Source organism: Pseudomonas sp. MWU12-2020 (assembly GCF_023100605.1).
GTDB lineage: Bacteria > Pseudomonadota > Gammaproteobacteria > Pseudomonadales > Pseudomonadaceae > Aquipseudomonas > Aquipseudomonas fluorescens_H.
In genome coordinates, this window is the sequence record NZ_JALMEX010000006.1 from 240,750 (window position 1) to 258,993 (window position 18,244).

The following is an 18,244-nucleotide window of genomic DNA, read 5'->3' on the forward strand; positions in this document are numbered from 1 at the left end:
GTTTTTTAACTGTCATAAATGACAGGTATTTAGTTCATTTGGCGATAGATAAGAGTTTGTACAGTCCCTTTGGTTTCTTTACGTTTGATTAGCTTGCCGGAAAAATCCAAAGGCTCGTCATCCTTGAACGCAAATCCCCCCGCATATCAGCTTCAACACACTTCGCATATGCCCGGCATGAGCCTCCCGGTCAGCCGACTCGTCGGTCGCAAGGCGAATGAACGCCATATTCGCGTACTGATTGAAGAGCGTGGCCGCCACATCGATATCAACTGACTCGCGCACCTTACCCAACCGCTGAAAATGCTCCAGCAAAGCCTTGGTTTCTTCAATGACTACGGCGTTCCACGGACTCATCGCCTCTGCCAACTCGCCCGTGAGCAGAAACGGCGCCAATTCACGCCACAACGAAGCCGGCATTGCTTGCAGTTGATAGTCGGTCATCAACCTTTCGAACTCGCACAACGCCTCCAGTGGATCGCTGTCGTCGTCCAGATTGGCCCGGGCATCGCGCATCGCCTGCTCGTCCGGTTGCTTGAGCAGCGCCAGCAAAATCTCCTGTTTGCCGCCGAAATAGTTGACCACCGTCGGCGCGGAAACCCCGGCCTGATTGGCGATCTGCTCCAGCGTGGTGGCGCCGAAGCCGTTGCTGATGAACAGCTCCAGCGCTGCCTGCGCGATGACTTCCCTGCGCTGTTCCTTTTGCCGTTCTCTGAGCCCGCTCATGGTGCTGGTGTCCTGTGTTGCTGATGGGCGTCAGCCTACGGATTTCTTTTTTCATCGACAAATATTTTCTTTACAAAAATATTTTTAAGTGACAAATATTGGCCGTGCACCGCTGGAATGAACGCGCACCCACTTGCCCCGTTTCTCTGGAGAACCGCCATGTCCGCCGAATTCGATCCGACCCGCAGCACCCGCGATTACCAGGCCGCTGACGCCGCCCACCATATTCACGCGTTCGTCGACCAGAAGGCCCTCAACGAGGAAGGCCCGCGGGTGATGGTCAGCGGCGATCGCCTGGCGCTGTGGGACAACGACGGCAATCGTTATCTGGACGGCATGTCCGGCCTGTGGTGCACCAACCTCGGTTACGGGCGCAAGGATCTGGCCGCCGCTGCCACCGCGCAGCTGCAACAACTGCCCTACTACAACATGTTCTTCCACACCACTCACCCGCAGGTGATCGAGCTCTCCGAGCTGCTGTTCAGCCTGCTGCCCCAGCACTACAGCCACGCGATCTATACCAACTCCGGTTCCGAAGCCAACGAAGTGCTGATCCGCACCGTGCGCAAGTTCTGGCAGGTGATGGGCCAGCCGGAGAAGAAAATCATGATCGGCCGCTGGAACGGCTACCACGGCTCGACCCTGGCCGCGACGGCGCTGGGCGGCATGAAATTCATGCACGAAATGGGCGGCACCATCCCCGACGTCGCGCACATCGACGAACCGTACTGGTTCGCCCACGCAGGCAACCTCAGCCCGGAGGAGTTCGGCCTGCAAGCGGCGCGGCAACTGGAAGACAAGATCCTCGAACTGGGCGCCGACAAAGTCGCTGCGTTTGTCGCCGAACCGTTCCAGGGCGCTGGCGGCATGATTATTCCGCCCGCCACCTATTGGCCGGAAATTCAGCGCATCTGTCGTAAGTACGATGTGCTGCTGTGCGCCGACGAAGTCATCGGCGGTTTCGGCCGCACCGGCGAATGGTTCGCGCACCAGGCCTTCGGTTTTGAACCGGACACCCTGTCCATCGCCAAAGGCCTGACCTCCGGCTACATCCCCATGGGCGGGCTGATCCTGTCGCGGCGCATGGCCGAGGCGCTGGTGGAAAAAGGCGGTGTGTTCGCCCACGGTCTGACCTACTCCGGCCACCCGGTGGCGGCTGCGGTGGCGATTGCCAACCTCAAGGCCTTGCGCGATGAAGGCGTGGTCACTCAGGTGAAAAACGACACCGGCCCGTACCTGCAAAACTGCCTGCGCGAGGTGTTCGGCAACCATCCGCTGGTGGGTGAGGTTCAGGGTGTCGGGCTGGTGGCGGCATTGCAGTTCGCCGAAGACAAAGCCACCCGCAAGCGCTTTGCTAACGAGAACGACATCGCCTGGCGCTGCCGCACCATCGGGTTCGAGGAAGGCTTGATCATTCGCTCAACGCTGGGGCGGATGATCATGGCTCCGGCGCTGATCGCCACGCGGGCGGAACTGGATGAACTGGTCGACAAGACGCGGATCGCGGTAGATCGCACAGCCCGCGAGTATGGCGTGCTGTAACCCGAAACCCGAAACCCGAAACCCATTGCCCATTGTGGGAGTCGTCGCACCGCCGCTCCCACAGGGGATTTGTGCTGCGCTAAACAGCCTTGTTTAAGCAACACTTGCAGACACTCTCGCAGCCTACACATCCTTGCGTCGTTGCCTACGGCTACGCCAGAATCCGCCGGCTTGTGCGCTTTGGAGCGGGTCTCTATCGTTTCCGGGTCGCTGACTCATTCAGCGATCGGGTTTAGCGACTCGGGTTCAAATAGGCGCACTCAGCATTTCAAGCTTCATTACAGATTCCGTGTCTGTGATTTCGCTATGGTGGCTGTATGCGGGAGACCTCCGGGTCTACCGGGTGCCTATTTCCGGTTCGCTAACCCGCGTACAGCCGCCACCCTTACCTGTTTAGCGACGGGTTATGGCGGCTCCATTGCTAATAGGAGCTTCACCATGTTCAAGGTAACGCCCAACCCGCCGATGTCAGACCCGATCTCGCCGTACGAATCCATCGACTCGAAAAAACTCCACGAAGCCGCCGACCGCGCCCTCGACCATTACCTCAAACCGCCCACACCAGATATCACCCGCCAATCCAGCAACCTGTTCCACGTCAATCCCGCCGCCGACAACGAAACCCTGCTGGTACACGCCAGTGAATCGCTGGCCTCGGCCAGCGTCATGCTCAGTGATTTCGCCGGTTTGCTGGATGCCCCCTACCGCAACACCCTGCTGGGCATTCAGCAAGTCGTGATGCTCGGCGAACTGACCGTCAACCGCGCCCTCGACAACCTCGACCCGCCCGCCTGAAACCCCGATCCCCTGTGGGAGCGAGCCTGCTCGCGAAAGCGGCCGATCAGCCGACTTTGAGGTTAATGACACACCGGCCATCACCAGCAGGCTGGTTCCAACCAGGGGATCGAGTGACATTTTGAACATTGCGTGATGCGCGGACGGAAGCCGACCTGCGTTATTGGCTAGCCAAATGCCACTACATCACTTAGTCTGCGCGCCCCGCAAAAACGTTTGGCCAGGAAGGCTTTGATTGGCCTTCGCAACTGAACGTCATCAATCACGCAGATTCAGGGATGTTCATGTTTCATGTCTTCAAAATAGTGGCCGCCGGCCTGCTGGCCTCGCTGCTCAGTGGTTGTATCACCCAAAGCGCGTCGTGGGTCAGCGAACCATTGCAGGCCAAGGCCAACGAACCTGTGGCTTATTTGATCGGGTCCATCGGGCCGCGCTCGCTCAAACTGTCTCCGGCGGATAACCAACGCCTGTTTATTCGCAAACGTGGTTCCCAGTACGGCGCTGCCGGTATCTGGAAAATGGCCGGTGCCTATTCAACGCCGCAGGATATTCAGGACGGCAGCGGTGCCGCGAGTGTCTTCGTCCTTGCTTTGAAACCGGGCGACTACGAGTTCTACGATTTCCAGTTCTTCTCTGCGCGATACACGCCGGGGCTTGGCACCGTTTACAGTTCGATGGAAGCGCGCGAGAAATTCAACCTCCCGCTGCGTCTTGAAGCCGGAAAAGCCTATTACATGGGTGAATACCGCTCGCTCTGCCTTAACGGCATCGGCTGCACCTTCCTCTGGCGCGATCAGCGCACCCGCGACGCCGTGATCGCCCAGCGCCAGGTTCCCGGACTACCACCTCTGCAATCACTGAAGCTCGATCTGAAAAGCGCCGAACCCTATATTTTTGCCGATACCCCGCCGGGTGTTGCCGCGTCACCACGCTTGCCACCGTCGCTCTGCTGGCCGGTTGTACCGCCACCAACACCTTGCCAGAGCGCACACTGGCCGACGGACAGGATTATCTGGCACCGATCCACGTCATGATCGACGACCCTCTGCAGTCTTCGTCGTTGCGCAATCATCTGCGCGAAACTGGCGTATTTCGTAACGTCGAAACCGGGTCCGGCCAAAACGATGCGTACAACGTCCAAGTCAAATTGAACATGCAACGCGAGTTCCCGCCGTTCCCGGTGGTGTTGTTGAGTTGTGCCACATTGTTCATGCTGCCGCTTTCGAAGGAATACGACACGCAGGCCGAGTTCTCGGTGTATCAAGGCGACAAGTGCCTCAAGCAGTACACCTATCGCAATAACACCCGGAAATACACCTGGTTGCTCGATCAGGGTGGCGAGTTGGAAGGACAGAACCTCAGCCGTATTGCCCGGGCCTTCGCCCAGGACGTTCAACATGACCGGTTGATCCCTGTCGTTGGGAGTGCCCAATGAAGCTGCCCTGGATCAAGACCGGCGCCCTGCTCAGTGCGCTAATGGCACTCGGCGGTTGCGCCAACACCCTGCCGCCCCTCGATTATCACGCCACGCAAGCCTATGTGCCGGTGACGTTGAGCCTGGGTCAGGCCAATACCCGGCACGAAGAATATCGCCAGGGCGAAACCATTTCTGCACTGAAAAACTCCGGCGCGTTTTCCATGCTCGACGGCGGTTACACCCGCAACGGCTACAGCCTGCTGATTACCCAGCCGTGGTCGGGCGAAACCCATTATCTGGCCATGTTCAATGTCCTGACCCTGTTCACCCTCCCTGTGCCTTATCACTACCAGAACAACTTGCGCGGCTCGGTCTTCAAGGACGGAAAACTGCTCAAGACCTATAACTATTCCCGCGAAGGCTGGAGCGTGTTGGCTTGGTACGTGCCGATCCCGGACAACAAGAACAAGCAGCAGATGCTGGATCAGTTTCTGGAAGAGTTGGAGAAGGACAAGCTGATTCCCTATCAGCCTTGACCGTTGGCTTTGCGCCGCCACAGCGAGCATCACGGCGGCGAGCACGAGAGTAATTGGCGGAAGGCAGCCGGAGTCGAACCTGCCCGGGAACGGATGCCGTCCCCAACCGGGTTTGAAGCCCGGCCGCGCCACCGGGCGCGATTGCCTTCCTTTGAACTCAGGGTGCGTCGGCACTGGCCAGCGCGTTGTCGTGGCGGATCACTCGCGATTCGCCGATGCGCCGGGTCAGGCCGAGGCGGTCGAAGTATTCCAGGTACTGAATACAGCGTTTGCGTCCCAAGCCTAGCGCATCACGGAACGTTGTCACCTGGATCGACGGATTTTCCTGCTCCAGTTGCAACAGAATGTCGGCCATGCGCCGCCGTTGCCTGTCAGACAGAAACAGGTCGCGCACCACCTGGTGCATCAACCCCAACCGCGCCAGTTTGCGCAGCAGCAGACGCACCACGGCATCCTCCGTACCAAGCGTTTTGGCAATGTCGCGCACCCACGGCGGATCAAATCCGGCCTGCTCGAACAGCGGCTGCATCTGCTGCCACAGGGTCTCGTCTTCAGCATTCAACCGTACCTGATGATCGGGCAGATGCAGCCAAGGCCCGCTGGCGTTGATCGACCCGGCAGCACGCAGTTCTTCCAGCAGGCTGACAAAAGTCGAACGCTCCAGCGCCAGACCACTGAAGCGCCGCAAGCGGTCGCGGTCCGGGCCCATCTGGTCGGGCTCCAGCTCATGAAACTTCGCCAGTTGCTCCAGCACGGTGAATTTCAGTTGTCCCCAGCGCTGCAAATTGAACAGCACCGGACCTTGGCGGGTGTCGATCAGGCGCACGTTGGCCGGTAGCGACCAGCCCTCACGCGAGCGATTGAACTGACGCTCCAGCCGTTGCGGATCGAGGCCGCCAGCACTGTGGTTGAGCAACACCGGCAGCGCCTGCTCAAGAGTGTCGCTGCGGGCCAGCGCTTGCAGTTGCGCCAGCCGTTCCGGGCTGCGGCGCTGGCGGGCCGGGGCGAACGGGTCGAGTACCTGACCTCCGCCGAGGGTGCGTTGCGCGCTCTGGTCGCGCAGGATCACGCGATCCCCCTTCACCGCGTGCACCGGCGTGTTGATCAGCAGTTGCGCGAACATGCGCTCGCCAGGTAGCAGGCGCGTGCCTTCGAGTAACGCGACGCGGGCGATGACGTCCTGGGTGCCGAGATGCACGTGGACCGGGTGGAAATGTTCGAAGGTACGCTCGCCGGGCAACAGTTGAAAGTCGATGTCCACGCGTTGCGTCGGTGCGTACAGCCAGTCCGCCAAAAGCCATTGGCCGCGATGGATCTGTTCCAATGTCAGTCGCTCGCCGCTGATATTCAATGCCACACGTTGCCCGGCGAAGGCTTGTTCAGCGACTGTGTTTTGCGCATGCAAGCCACGCACTCGCAGCGCTTTACCGGATGGCCCGAGGGTCAGTTTGTCCCCGACGGAAACCGTCCCCGACAACGCCGTGCCAGTCACCACAATCCCGGCCCCGGCCACGCTGAAGGCGCGATCGATGGCCAGGCGAAAACCACCTTCGCGGCTGCGCTGATGCACATCACCCTGGGTCTGCAGCAAGGTCTGGCGCAGTTCATCGACGCCCTGCCCGGTCACGCTCGACACCGCCATCGTCGGCGCATCGGCGAATGGCCCGGCTTCGAGCAGATCGAGAATCTGCCGCTGCACCTCCTCCACCCTGCCCGCTTCAACCCGATCGCATTTGGTAATCGCCACCAGCGCCCGGGGAACGCCCAGCAACTGAACAATTGCCAGATGCTCACGGGTCTGCGGCATCACCCCATCGTCCGCCGCCACCACCAGCAACACCAGATCGATGCCCTGCGCCCCGGCGAGCATGTTGTGGGTGAATTTCTCGTGGCCCGGCACATCGATGAACCCGGTCAGCCCGGCACCGGGTTCCAGCTCCGCGTAGAGATAGCCGAGGTCAATGGTCATTCCGCGCTCGCGCTCCTGCGGCCGGCGGTCGCCGGTTTGTCCGGTCAGGGCTTGCAGCAACGAGGTTTTGCCGTGGTCGATGTGCCCGGCGGTGCCGACGATCACGACTCGACCTGCAACTGCGGCAACTGCGCCAGCCACGCCGCTTCGTCGTCGAGTTGCCGTAGATCGAGCCACAGCGCATCGTCGTCAATGCGCCCGAGCACCGGGATCGGCAAGGCGCGCAACGCCGCTTCCAGATTGAGCAGACAACGCCCGCGCAAGCGTTTCGACACGTGTGGGCGCAGGCACAACGCCGCACTTGGCAACCGCGCTACCGGTTGGCTGCCGCTGCCGATCATGCCCAAGGACTGAACGGCGCTGACCTGCCAGGGTTCGCCCAAGGCCTCGGCCATCGTCGGTTGTAAGCGAGAGGCTTGTGCGAGGATCTCGGCTTGCGGGCGAGTCAACAGCCGCAGGCTCGGCAGACGTTCGGCGAGGCGATCCGGGTCGCGATACAAACCCAGCACCGCCTCCAGAGCGGCCAGGGTCAGCTTGTCGACCCGCAAAGCACGCTTCAACGGATTTTTCTTGATCTTCGCGATCAGGTCTTTGCGCCCGACAATCAACCCGGCCTGCGGCCCGCCGAGCAATTTGTCGCCGCTGAAGGTGACGATGTCCGCACCATCCAGCAACGCCTGGCGCACCGTGGGTTCCGCTGGCAGCCCCCAACGGGTCAAGTCCAGCAGACTGCCGCTGCCCAGATCCTCCAGCAGCGGCAAGCCATGCCGATGAGCCAGCTCGGCCAGCTCGGCGGTGGGTACGCGAGCGGTAAAGCCTTCGATGCTGTAGTTGCTCGCATGCACGCGCATGATCAAGCCGCTGCGCGGGCTGATCGCTGCTTCGTAGTCGCGGGCGTGGGTGCGGTTGGTGGTGCCGACTTCATGCAGGCGCACGCCGGCGCGGGCCATGATGTCGGGGATGCGGAACGCGCCGCCGATCTCGATCAGCTCGCCACGGGAAATGATGCCTTCCTTGCGTGCGCCGAGGCTGTTGAGGGTCAGCAGCACTGCTGCGGCATTGTTGTTGACCACGGTGACGGCTTCGGCGCCGGTCAGTTCGCGGATCAGGCCTTCGATCAGATCATCGCGATCACCGCGCTTGCCGCTGGCCAGATCGAATTCCAGATTGAGCGGGTAACGTGCGGCCATTTGCACCGCTTCGATGGCCTCTTCGGGCAGCAAGGCACGGCCGAGGTTGGTGTGCAGCACCGTGCCGGTCAGGTTGAACACCCGCCGAACGTTACTGCGCTGTTGCTGGGTCAGGCGCTCGCCGACGCGGCCGGCGAGCACTTCGGGGCTGATTTCAATGGCAGACAGTTGACCTTGCAACACGCTGAGCCGCAGCTCATCAAGCAACTGCCGCAAGCCGCTCAACAACGCCTCACGACCATAACGCTCGGCCAGCGGCAGACAGGCCGGGTGACGCAACAAACCATCAATGGAAGGCAACCGCAGGGCAACACTCGAAGACATCAGCCACTCCCGAAAACAAGACTCTCCGGCATGACCTGACGCAACGCGTCTAAATACAGCACACCGGCCCCCAATTGTGGGAGCGGGCTTGCTCGCGAATGCGGTGAGTCAGCCACAAATGATCTGACTGACACGGCCCCTTCGGGAGCAAGCCCCTCTCACAAGTTTTTCAGGAGTGTAGACGCTCTGGTCATTCGTCTCCCGGCGCCAGCATCAGATTCGGTGCCAGACGCTGAATACCGTCCTGCGCCAGACGCATGTCGAGCAGCAGGCTGGTGAGGTCAGCCGACAGCGCTTCGCCTTCGGCATCGTTTTCTAGGTACAGCAATTTCAGGTAGCTGTTGCAGCCCGGACAGACCTCCGCGCGAATCGGCGCCTGATTGGCGGCGTGGCGATCGTCCTCCAGGCTCAGGTAATCGAGGCCTTTGCTCGACTCGCAATACACGCACTTGACCCGCACCACGTGCCATTCGCAGGCGCACAGCGAACACACCAGATAGCGCAGACCATTGTGTTTGCCGCGATGGCGGATCACCCCGGCCATCGCCGGCGAACCGCAGCCCGGGCACTGGCTGAGGCTGTCGCCGGGTTTCAGTTGCAGGTTCGCTGCGCTGAGCAGCCAGTGGCTCCACGCCGCTTGCAGCCCGGCGCCGAGAAACGGCACCAGCGCCGCCGGCACCATTGAATACTGGCCGCTGACCAGCGCCACCGCCCACGCACGCAACTGGCCGGCACTGGCCTCCCGCAGCGTGGCCAACGCGTCGAGCACCGCCGGCTGTTCCGATGGCACATAGCGTTGCAGCAAAGCATCCAGATACGCCTGCCAGCCGTCCTCGCGCACCAGCGTATCGGCGGCAAATGGCGGCAAGCCGTGGCGCTGACAGACTTCAAGGCGTTGCGCGTCGATTGGTACCGTCAAGGGCGGCTCGTCCATCACCTGCTGCTGAGCCCGGCACAATCCGGCAATCAGCTGCAGATAATCAGCCAGCGGATGCCCTTCGGCCAGTTGCTCCAGACGCTGGGCGCGCAAAGTAAACAGGTTGTACGGTGGCAGGTACAGAAACGGCGGCGAACTGGCCGCCGCTTCGATTTCCCCGGGTTCAAGAATGGTTGCCAAAAGTCAGCCCTTTTTGGTGATCGGTCGCTCCGGCACGTCCGGATTGCGTTCATCGCGGGTGATGTCGCGATACCAGAGTTCGTGGTGCTTCTTCGCCCAGGCGCGACTGACCCAGCCATGCAACATTGCGTCCACCGAACCCTTGATCCATAGCCCGGCGTAGATGTGCACGATGATGCTGAGGATCAGCACAAACCCGGCCAGCGCATGCAGGAGCATGGCCCAGCGGATCACGGTGATGCCGAAGTACGCACTGAAATACGCACGCCAGATCACCAGCCCGGTGAACAGCAAACCGAGCATGCACAGCAGTAAAGTCCAGAACAGCATCTTCTGCCCGGCGTTGTACTTGCCCACCGGCGGGACGCTTTCTTCGTCGTTGACCAGCACCCGATCGATGCGGCGCATCCACTTCCAGTCGTTGTCGATGAAGAAGTTCGCGCGCCAGAAGCGGAACACCAGGCCGAGGAACAACACGAACATCAGCACACCCATGAACGGGTGCAGAATCCGCGTCCACGGCCCGCCGCCGAACAGGTTGGTCAGCCAGAACATCGACGGATGAAACAACGCCAGCCCGGACAGCCCGGCCATGAAGAACAGAATCGCCACCAGCCAGTGATTGGTGCGCTGGTTGGCGGTGTAGCGCAGGATCGTCTTGTTGCTCATGGCCGGTCCTCCCCGCGTGGATCGAAGGTGTGCACCGCCGGATCGACAACATGCACCGAGGTATCGGGCGGCGTCGGATGGTCATCCTCTTCGGTGCGATTCGGCCCGATGCGCACGTAGTGGAAGAACCCGGCCAGCACCGCCGCGCCCATCGCCAGCAGGCCGAGCGGTTTGCTGATGCCTTTCCACAGGCCCACCAGCGGACTGATGGCCGGCGCATCCGGCAACCCGGCGTAGATCTTCGGTGTGTCGGCGTGGTGCAACACGTACATCACATGAGTGCCGCCGACGCCTTCCGGGTCGTACAGACCGGCGTTGTCGAAGCCACGGCTTTTCAGGTCGACGATGCGTTCGGCGGCGTGTTCCTTCATGTCTTCCTTGCTGCCGAAGACGATGGCCCCGGTCGGACAGGTTTTCACGCACGCCGGTTCCAGCCCTACCGCAACGCGGTCGGAACACAAGGTGCATTTGTAGGCCTTGTGATCCTTCTGCGAAATCCGCGGAATATTGAACGGGCAACCGGTGATGCAGTAACCGCAACCGATGCAGTGATCCTGATCGAAATCGACGATGCCGTTGGCGTGCTTGATGATCGCCCCGGGACTTGGGCATGCCGCGAGGCACCCCGGTTCGGCGCAATGCATGCAGCCGTCCTTGCGGATCAGCCACTCCAGGTTGCCGGCGTCGGTTTCGTGTTCGGTGAAACGCATCAACGTCCAGGTTTCTGCGCTCAGGTCCTGCGGGTTGTCGTAGGTGCCGTGGTTGTGGCCGACTTCGTCGCGCAGCTCGTTCCATTCCGAGCAGGCGACCTGGCAGGCCTTGCAACCGATGCATTTGGTGGTGTCGATCAGCTTGGCGACTTCCTGCTGATTTCTCACCGAGGGCGGCACCGTGGTGGTGGCCGAGCGGGCAATGATGTCTTGGCTGGCCATTTACAGTTTCTCCACGTTGACCAGGAATGACTTGGATTCCGGGGTCTGGGTGTTGCCATCGCCGAGGAACGGCACCAGGGTGTTGGTCAGGTAACCGTGACGCGTCTGACCGGTGAATCCCCAGTGCAGCGGGATGCCGATCTGATGCACCACCTGGCCGTTGACCTGCAGCGGCCGGATGCGTTTGGTCACCACCGCCACCGCCTCGATGAACCCGCGCTTGCAGCTGACCCGCACCCGATCTCCGGCGGCGATGCCCTTCTCCTTCGCCAGCACTTCGCCGATTTCGACGAACTGCTCGGGCTGGGCAATCGCATTCAACTTGCAATGCTTGCTCCAGAAGTGGAAGTGCTCGGTCAGCCGGTAGCTGGTGCCGGCGTACGGGAAGTCCTTGGCTTCGCCGAGGCTTTCCCAGACCGAATCGAAGATCCGCGCCGCCGGGTTGCTGGTGGCTTTCTTGTTTTGCGGGTGCAGCGGGTTGATGCCGATCGGCGTTTCGAACGGCTCGTAGTGCTCGGGGAATGGCCCCTCGTTCATCTTGTCGACGGCGAAAAACCGTGCGACGCCCTCGGGGTTCATGATGAACGGGTTCATCCCGGCTTCCGGCGGCACATCGGCCTTGTAATCCGGCACATCGGTGCCACCCCAGGCCTTGCCGTTCCACCATACGAGGCGCTTTTTCGGGTCCCACGGTTTGCCCGAGACATCCGCCGAAGCGCGGTTATAGAGAATCCTCCGGTTGGCCGGCCACGCCCAGGCCCAGCCCAGATGCTGGTGCATGCCATACGGGTCGGCATTGTCGCGCCGGGCCATCTGGTTACCGGCCTCGGTCCAGCTGCCGGCGAAGATCCAGCAGCCGGACGCGGTGCTGCCGTCATCCTTGAGCTGAGCGAACGCGGCCAGTTGCGAGCCGGCCTTGACCGTCGCACCGCTGGCGTCGGTGAAGTCGGCCATGGCGCTGCCGTTGATTTCCTTGGCCAGTTCCTCCGGCGAAGGCTCGTCCGGGATCTTGTACGGCCATGACAGTTTCAGCAGCGGATCGGCGAACTTGCCGCCCTCGGCCTGATAACGCTTGCGCAGGCGCAGGAACAGTTCGCTCATGATGCGAATGTCGGTCTGCGCTTCGCCGGGGCCGTCGGCGCCTTTCCAGTGCCATTGCAGCCAGCGGCTGCTGTTGACCAGCGAACCGTCCTCCTCGGCAAAACAAGTGGTCGGCAGGCGAATCACTTCGGTCTGGATCTCGGCGCTTTTCACGTCGTTGTACGGCCCGACGTTGTGCCAGAACTCCGAGGTCTCGGTGGCCAGCGGATCCATCACCACCAGCCACTTGAGCTTGGCCAGCGCGCCCATCACCCGGTTCTTGTCGGGCAACGCGGCGATCGGGTTGAAGCCTTGGCACATGTAGCCGTTGACCTTGCCCTGACTCATCAGGTCGAACATCTTCAGAACGTCGTAGTTGGGGATGTCGAGTTTCGGCAGATAGTCGTAATTCCAGTTGTTCTCCAGCGTGGCGTTGGCGCCGTACCAGGACTTCATCAGGCTGACGTGGAATTTGCTGTAGTTCTGCCAGTAGGACAGTTGCCCCGGACGCAACGGCATTTGCGTACGTTTTTTGATAAAGGCGTTGTAGTCCTGCTCGCCATCGCTGCCCAGGGTCAGATAACCCGGCAACGAGTTGGACAGCAACCCGAGGTCGGTCAGGCCCTGAATGTTCGAGTGCCCGCGCAAGGCATTGACGCCACCGCCGGGCATGCCGACGTTGCCCAGCAGCAGTTGCACCATCGCCGCGCTGCGGATGATCTGTGCGCCGATCGAATGCTGCGTCCAGCCGAGCGCATAGAGAATGGTCATGGTCTTGCCGGGCGTTGAGCACGTGGCAATCTCATCCCAGATTTTCTGCATCGCATCGACCGGCATGCCGCAGATCTGGCTCGCCAGATCAATGTTGTAGCGGCTGTAATGCTGCTTCATCAATTGATAGACGCACTGCGGATCCTGCAGCGTCGGGTCGACCTTGACGAAGCCATCCTCACCCAGCTCGTAACCCCAGCCGGATTTGTCGGTGTAGCTGCGCTTGGCTGCGTCATAGCCGCTGAAGATGCCGTCTTCAAAGCCATAGCCGGCTTTGACGATGAACGACACGTCGGTGTAGTTGCGCACGTATTCGTGCTGGATCTTGTCCTGGGTCAGCAGGTAATTGATCAACCCGCCCATGAAGGCGATGTCGGTACCGGTGCGGATCGGCGCGTAATAGTCGGCCACCGAAGCGGTCCGGGTAAAACGCGGGTCGACCACGATCAGCCGGGCAGCGTTATGCGCCTTGGCCTCGGTCACCCATTTGAAGCCGCACGGATGCGCTTCTGCTGCGTTGCCACCCATCACCAGGATCAGATTCGCGTTGGCGATATCGGTCCAGGTATTGGTCATGGCACCACGGCCGTACGTCGGGGCAAGACTTGCCACCGTCGGGCCGTGTCAGACACGCGCCTGGTTATCGAACCCCAGCATGCCGAGACTGCGAATCACCTTCTGGGTGATGTAGCCCGCCTCGTTGGACGCTGCGGACGCTGCGAGGAATCCGGTGGTCAGCCAGCGATTGACCGTTTGCCCGCTGTCGTTCTTCTCGATGAAGTTGGCGTCGCGGTCGGCCTTCATCAGGTCGGCGATGCGATCCAGCGCTTCATCCCAGCTGATCCGGGTCCATTCGCTGCTGCCGGGCTTGCGCGTTTGCGGATACAGCAAGCGGCCCGGGCTGTGAATGAAGTCCAGCAGGCCTGCGCCTTTTGGACACAGAGTGCCGCGGTTGACCGGGTGGTCGGCGTCGCCCTCGATGTGGATGATGTTTTGCGCGACATTCTTCGCGGCATCGCCCTGGCTGTACATGATCAACCCGCAACCGACCGAGCAATACGGGCAGGTGTTGCGGGTTTCATGGGTGTGGGCAAGCTTGAAGTGACGCACCTGCTCGGCGAAGGCCAGCGTCGGGGCCATGCCCAACGCGCCCAGGCTAGAGCCTGCAAGGCCGATACCGGCGACCTTGAAGAATTGACGACGGCTGAGATCCATCGTGCACTCCTGATCAGGTGGAACCCGGTACTTGAGCCGGGCTTTTTCTGGACAAACACGGTTACGGCAGAGTGACTGCCGGTTTTTTCACTGTAGACAATGACCACACGTTCTGTGTGAAAACCGACCGTCGGCGACAATCGGTCATGCCCTGAAAAACCTGTGGGAGCGAGCCTGCTCGCGAAGAGGCCCTGTCAGTTGAGACAAATATTGACTGACACACCGCCTTCGCGAGCAGGCTCGCTCCCACAGGTTTTGTGTATCCCCCCAGTGTCATGGGTTTATCATGGCGCCCAGGACCCATCCCGCCTTCACGAGACCGCGCATGACTTTCGATTTTGATCAGGTATTCGACCGCCACAACACCGGCAGCACCAAGTGGAGCCGCTACCCGGCCGATGTGTTGCCGATGTGGGTCGCTGATATGGATTTCGCCGCGCCTCCGGTGATCATCGAGGCGTTGCAGCAGCGTCTGTTGCACCCGTTGATGGGCTACAGCGTGGCGCAGGGCAATCTGCGTGAAGCCATCGTCGCCGACCTGTGGAACAAGTTCGCCTGGAAGGTCAAACCACAGGAACTGATTTTCCTGCCCGGGGTTGAATCCGGTTTCAACATGGCTTTGAAAGCCCTGGTGCAGCCGCAGCAGAATGTCGTGGTGCAAGTGCCGAACTACCCGCCGCTGCGGCATGCGCCGGGGCATTGGGGCCTGAACAAGGTCGAGCTGGAATTTGTCGCCCAGGCCGATGGCACTTACGCCACGCCGCTGGAGAACCTGCGCGAATCGCTGAACGGTGGCGGCGCCCTGCTCCTGAGCAACCCGCACAATCCGATCGGCAAAGTGTTTGGTCGTGAAGAGCTGCAAGCCGTAGCGGATATCTGTGCGGCACAGGACGCCTGGATCATCTCCGACGAGATCCACGCCGAGCTGTGCTTCGACGGCCGCGTACATGTTCCGACCGCCTCCCTCAGCCCGGAAATCGCCAAGCGCACCATCACCCTGATGTCGGCGAGCAAGGCCTACAACATTGCCGGCCTCAAGACCTCGTTCATGATCATCCAGGACGCCGCTCTGCGCGAGCGCGTCAACCATGCACGTTGTGGCATGGTCGATAGCGTCAACCCGTTGGGCATGGAAGCCACCCGCGTCGCCTACAGCGAAGGCGCGCCGTGGCTGGCCGAACTGAAAACCTATCTGCAGGCCAACCGCGACTGGCTGGTGGACGCGGTGCGCAGCCGCTTGCCGGGCGTGACGATCAATGTGCCGCAAGGGACGTATCTGGCGTGGCTCGATTGCTCGGCGCTGGAGCTGGGCAATCCGCAGCAGTTCTTCCTTGAACAGGCCAAAGTCGGTCTGAGCGCCGGGGTGGATTTCGGTGATCAACACCAACAGTTCGTGCGCCTGAACTTCGGCTGCCCACGGTCGTTGCTTGCAGAAGGCATCAGCCGCATGGAGCGCGCCCTGAACAACCGCAATACCTGAATCCACAGTAGAGCCCCCTGTGGGAGCGAGCTTGCTCGCGAAAGCGTTGGTTCAGTCAACCTTGATGTCGGCTGAAACACCGCATTCGCGAGCAAGCCCGCTCCCACAGGGTTTTGCATTGCCATCGCAAAAAATGCAGCGCAAATCCGATCGAACTCACGGCAAACCGTCCGGGTCAACCGCCCATACCTGCCCTGAGACCTCGGAGATTTGTGATGACCGACTACCCAAAACCGCCCTTCCCCGCACAAGCCCAAGCCGTCCCCGGTGCGCAAAGCAAAATGCAGCCCTACCCCGATTGCGGCGAACAAAGCTACGTCGGTTCAGGGCGACTGTCCGGCAAGATCGCGCTGATCACCGGTGCCGACAGCGGCATCGGTCGCGCGGTGGCGATTGCCTTCGCCCGTGAAGGTGCGGACGTGGTCGTGGCTTATCTGAATGAACACGACGACGCCAAAGAGACCGCACGCTGGGTTGAACAGGCAGGCCGCCAATGCCTGCTGCTGTCCGGCGACCTCGCGCACAAGGCCCATTGCCAGGAACTGGTGGACAAGACGGTCGAACGCTTCGGGCGCATCGACATTCTGGTCAACAACGCCGCGTTCCAGATGACCCACGAAAGCTTCGAAGAAATCCCCGATGACGAATGGGTGATGACCTTCGACGTCAACATCACGGCGATTTTCCGCCTGTGTCAGGCGGCGATCAAACACATGCGCCCCGGCGCCTCGATCATCAACACCAGCTCGATCAACTCGGACATGCCCAAACCGACCCTGCTCGCCTATGCCACCACCAAAGGCGCGATTGCCAACTTCACCGGCGGGCTGGCGCAGATCCTCGGGCCGAAAGAAATCCGCGTGAACTGCGTGGCCCCCGGGCCGATCTGGACGCCGCTGATCGTCTCGACCATGCCCGATGAAGAAGTACAGAATTTCGGCAGCGAAACCCCGCTCGGTCGCCCCGGACAACCGGTGGAAGTGGCACCGATCTATGTGCTGCTGGCCTCTGATGAAGCCAGTTACATCACCGGTCAGCGCTACGGCGTCACCGGCGGCAAGCCGATGTTGTAAGCCTCATGAGCTTTGTCATTTGGGTCGCGGTGCTGGGCGCCGTCTTGCTGACCCTTGCGCTGACCTCGTCCTACCTGCGCTGGATGCCGGTCACCACCTCGGCCGTGTGCCTGTTGCTGGGGATTGGCATTGGCCCGAGCGGTCTGGACCTGCTGAAACTGTCACTGGAAAACGCCTCGGTGTGGATGGAGCACCTCACGGAAGTGGCGGTGCTGTTTTCGCTGTTTGTCTGCGGGCTCAAGCTGCGTCTGCCACTGCGCGACAAGCGCTGGCGGATTGCTTTCGGGCTGGCCGGCCCGGTGATGGTGTTGACCATCGCCGGGGTCAGCGTATTGCTGCATTGGGGCCTGCAACTGCCTTGGGGGCCGTCACTGCTGATCGGCGCGATTCTCGCACCGACCGACCCGGTGCTGGCCGCGCTGGTGCAGGTCAACGACGCACGGGATGTCGACAGCGTGCGCTTTGGTCTTTCCGGTGAAGCCGGACTGAACGACGGCATCGCGTTCCCGTTCGTGATTCTCGGCCTGCTGCTGGTGCAGGCCGATGCTCATCCCGGCGCGCTGACCGATTGGGTGCTGCACGGTTTGCTCTGGGCGGTGCCGGTCGGCTTGCTCACCGGTTACTGGATGGGCCGCGGCATCGGTCGGTTGACCCTGTCACTGCGCATCCGTAACGACGACAGCACCCTGAGCCCGAATGATTATCTGGCGCTGTCGCTGATTGCCCTGGCCTACGTCGGCGCAGATGCCATCGGCGGTTACGGCTTTCTGTCGGTGTTCGCTGCCGGCCTTGGCCTGCGTCAGGAAGAAGTCAAATCCACCGGCGCCAGCCAACCGCCCGCCGAACATCTGGTGCAACCGGTGGTGGGCCATCAGAACATCGAACCGCAGCACGCGGTACACGGTGATACCGAACGCCTGGAAAGCAGTCAGGTTGCTGCCGGGATCATGATGGGCGACATGCTCTCGTTCGGCAGCCTGGTGGAACGGGCCATGGAAGTGTTTCTGGTGACCCTGCTCGGCGTGGTGCTGGTGCCGCATTGGGACTGGCGGGCGTTGATCATTGGCGCGGTGCTGTTCTGCGTGGTGCGTCCGGCCTGCGTGGCGTTGATGCCATGGGGCACCTTGCTCGACGGTGGTCAGCGTCTGTTGATCGGCTGGTTCGGCATCCGCGGGATCGGCAGCCTGTTCTATCTGTTTTATGCCTTGAACCACGGCCTGAGTCCTTCGGTCGCGACGTTGTGTACCAACATCACCCTGTCCGTGGTGGCACTGAGCATTTTGCTGCATGGCATCAGCACTCAGCCGCTGCTGGCGCGCTATGAGCAACGGCAAAAACGAAAAAACTGATTTTTCCGGCGGCAATATCTTGGGCAATCCATCGAAGTTTTTTCTGAAAATAAATGGAT

General features: G+C 61.2%; 15 protein-coding genes and 1 tRNA gene. 8 read left to right on the forward strand and 8 right to left on the reverse strand.

The window, feature by feature from the left end:
* Window positions 1-117 precede the first annotated feature (117 nt).
* Window positions 118-726, reverse strand: a complete 609-nt coding sequence (locus M0814_RS16310) for a TetR/AcrR family transcriptional regulator (RefSeq protein ID WP_103483463.1) — start codon at window positions 724-726, stop codon at window positions 118-120.
* 159 nt (window positions 727-885) lie between these two features.
* Here M0814_RS16310 and M0814_RS16315 point away from each other — a divergent pair, with 159 nt between their 5' ends.
* The 5 genes from M0814_RS16315 (at window position 886) to M0814_RS16335 (ending at window position 5,016) form a co-directional block, all read left to right on the forward strand.
* Window positions 886-2,268 (forward strand): aspartate aminotransferase family protein, encoded by a 1,383-nt coding sequence (locus tag M0814_RS16315; RefSeq protein ID WP_103483464.1) that lies wholly within the window; start codon window positions 886-888, stop codon window positions 2,266-2,268.
* 438 nt (window positions 2,269-2,706) lie between these two features.
* Window positions 2,707-3,063: a DUF6124 family protein gene (locus M0814_RS16320; protein ID WP_103483465.1), complete on the forward strand. Its 357-nt coding sequence runs from the start codon at window positions 2,707-2,709 to the stop codon at window positions 3,061-3,063.
* 278 nt (window positions 3,064-3,341) lie between these two features.
* Window positions 3,342-4,097 carry a hypothetical protein gene (locus M0814_RS16325; RefSeq protein WP_247868500.1) on the forward strand — a complete coding sequence of 252 codons (756 nt, stop codon included), beginning with the start codon at window positions 3,342-3,344 and terminating at the stop codon, window positions 4,095-4,097.
* A complete protein-coding gene (locus M0814_RS16330; protein ID WP_247868501.1) occupies window positions 4,094-4,498 on the forward strand; it encodes a hypothetical protein in 405 nt (134 codons plus the stop codon). Before M0814_RS16325 ends, M0814_RS16330 begins: the two co-directional genes overlap by 4 nt.
* Entirely contained in the window at window positions 4,495-5,016 is a 522-nt protein-coding gene (locus M0814_RS16335) for a hypothetical protein (RefSeq protein ID WP_103483467.1), read from the forward strand. The genes M0814_RS16330 and M0814_RS16335 overlap by 4 nt, the downstream gene beginning before the upstream one ends.
* Window positions 5,017-5,070: 54 nt before the next feature.
* Here the strand turns inward: M0814_RS16335 and M0814_RS16340 are convergent.
* From M0814_RS16340 to fdnG, 7 genes are all read right to left on the reverse strand, one after another.
* A tRNA-Sec gene (locus M0814_RS16340) sits at window positions 5,071-5,166 on the reverse strand.
* Window positions 5,167-5,173: 7 nt separating this feature from the next.
* Window positions 5,174-7,090: a selenocysteine-specific translation elongation factor gene (selB, locus tag M0814_RS16345; protein WP_103483468.1), complete on the reverse strand. Its 1,917-nt coding sequence runs from the start codon at window positions 7,088-7,090 to the stop codon at window positions 5,174-5,176.
* Complete coding sequence (gene selA, locus M0814_RS16350; protein WP_103483469.1) at window positions 7,087-8,499, reverse strand: L-seryl-tRNA(Sec) selenium transferase; 1,413 nt, start codon at window positions 8,497-8,499, stop codon at window positions 7,087-7,089. The genes selB and selA overlap by 4 nt, the downstream gene beginning before the upstream one ends.
* Before the next feature lie 190 nt (window positions 8,500-8,689).
* Window positions 8,690-9,616 (reverse strand): formate dehydrogenase accessory protein FdhE, encoded by a 927-nt coding sequence (gene fdhE, locus M0814_RS16355; RefSeq protein WP_103483470.1) that lies wholly within the window; start codon window positions 9,614-9,616, stop codon window positions 8,690-8,692.
* 3 nt (window positions 9,617-9,619) lie between these two features.
* Complete coding sequence (locus M0814_RS16360; RefSeq protein ID WP_103483471.1) at window positions 9,620-10,285, reverse strand: formate dehydrogenase subunit gamma; 666 nt, start codon at window positions 10,283-10,285, stop codon at window positions 9,620-9,622.
* Complete coding sequence (fdxH, locus tag M0814_RS16365; RefSeq protein ID WP_003224976.1) at window positions 10,282-11,217, reverse strand: formate dehydrogenase subunit beta; 936 nt, start codon at window positions 11,215-11,217, stop codon at window positions 10,282-10,284. The genes M0814_RS16360 and fdxH overlap by 4 nt, the downstream gene beginning before the upstream one ends.
* On the reverse strand, window positions 11,218-14,283 hold the full coding sequence (gene fdnG, locus M0814_RS16370) for a formate dehydrogenase-N subunit alpha (protein ID WP_146774699.1): 3,066 nt from the start codon (window positions 14,281-14,283) through the stop codon (window positions 11,218-11,220). It lies immediately after the preceding gene.
* Between the two features lie 325 nt (window positions 14,284-14,608).
* Between fdnG and M0814_RS16375 the strand changes: the two genes are divergently transcribed.
* From M0814_RS16375 to M0814_RS16385, 3 genes are all read left to right on the forward strand, one after another.
* A complete protein-coding gene (locus M0814_RS16375) occupies window positions 14,609-15,763 on the forward strand; it encodes a PatB family C-S lyase (protein ID WP_103483473.1) in 1,155 nt (384 codons plus the stop codon).
* A gap of 215 nt (window positions 15,764-15,978) precedes the next feature.
* Window positions 15,979-16,836 (forward strand): glucose 1-dehydrogenase, encoded by an 858-nt coding sequence (locus tag M0814_RS16380; protein ID WP_103483474.1) that lies wholly within the window; start codon window positions 15,979-15,981, stop codon window positions 16,834-16,836.
* Between the two features lie 5 nt (window positions 16,837-16,841).
* Complete coding sequence (locus M0814_RS16385) at window positions 16,842-18,185, forward strand: cation:proton antiporter (protein WP_103483475.1); 1,344 nt, start codon at window positions 16,842-16,844, stop codon at window positions 18,183-18,185.
* Window positions 18,186-18,244 lie beyond the last annotated feature (59 nt).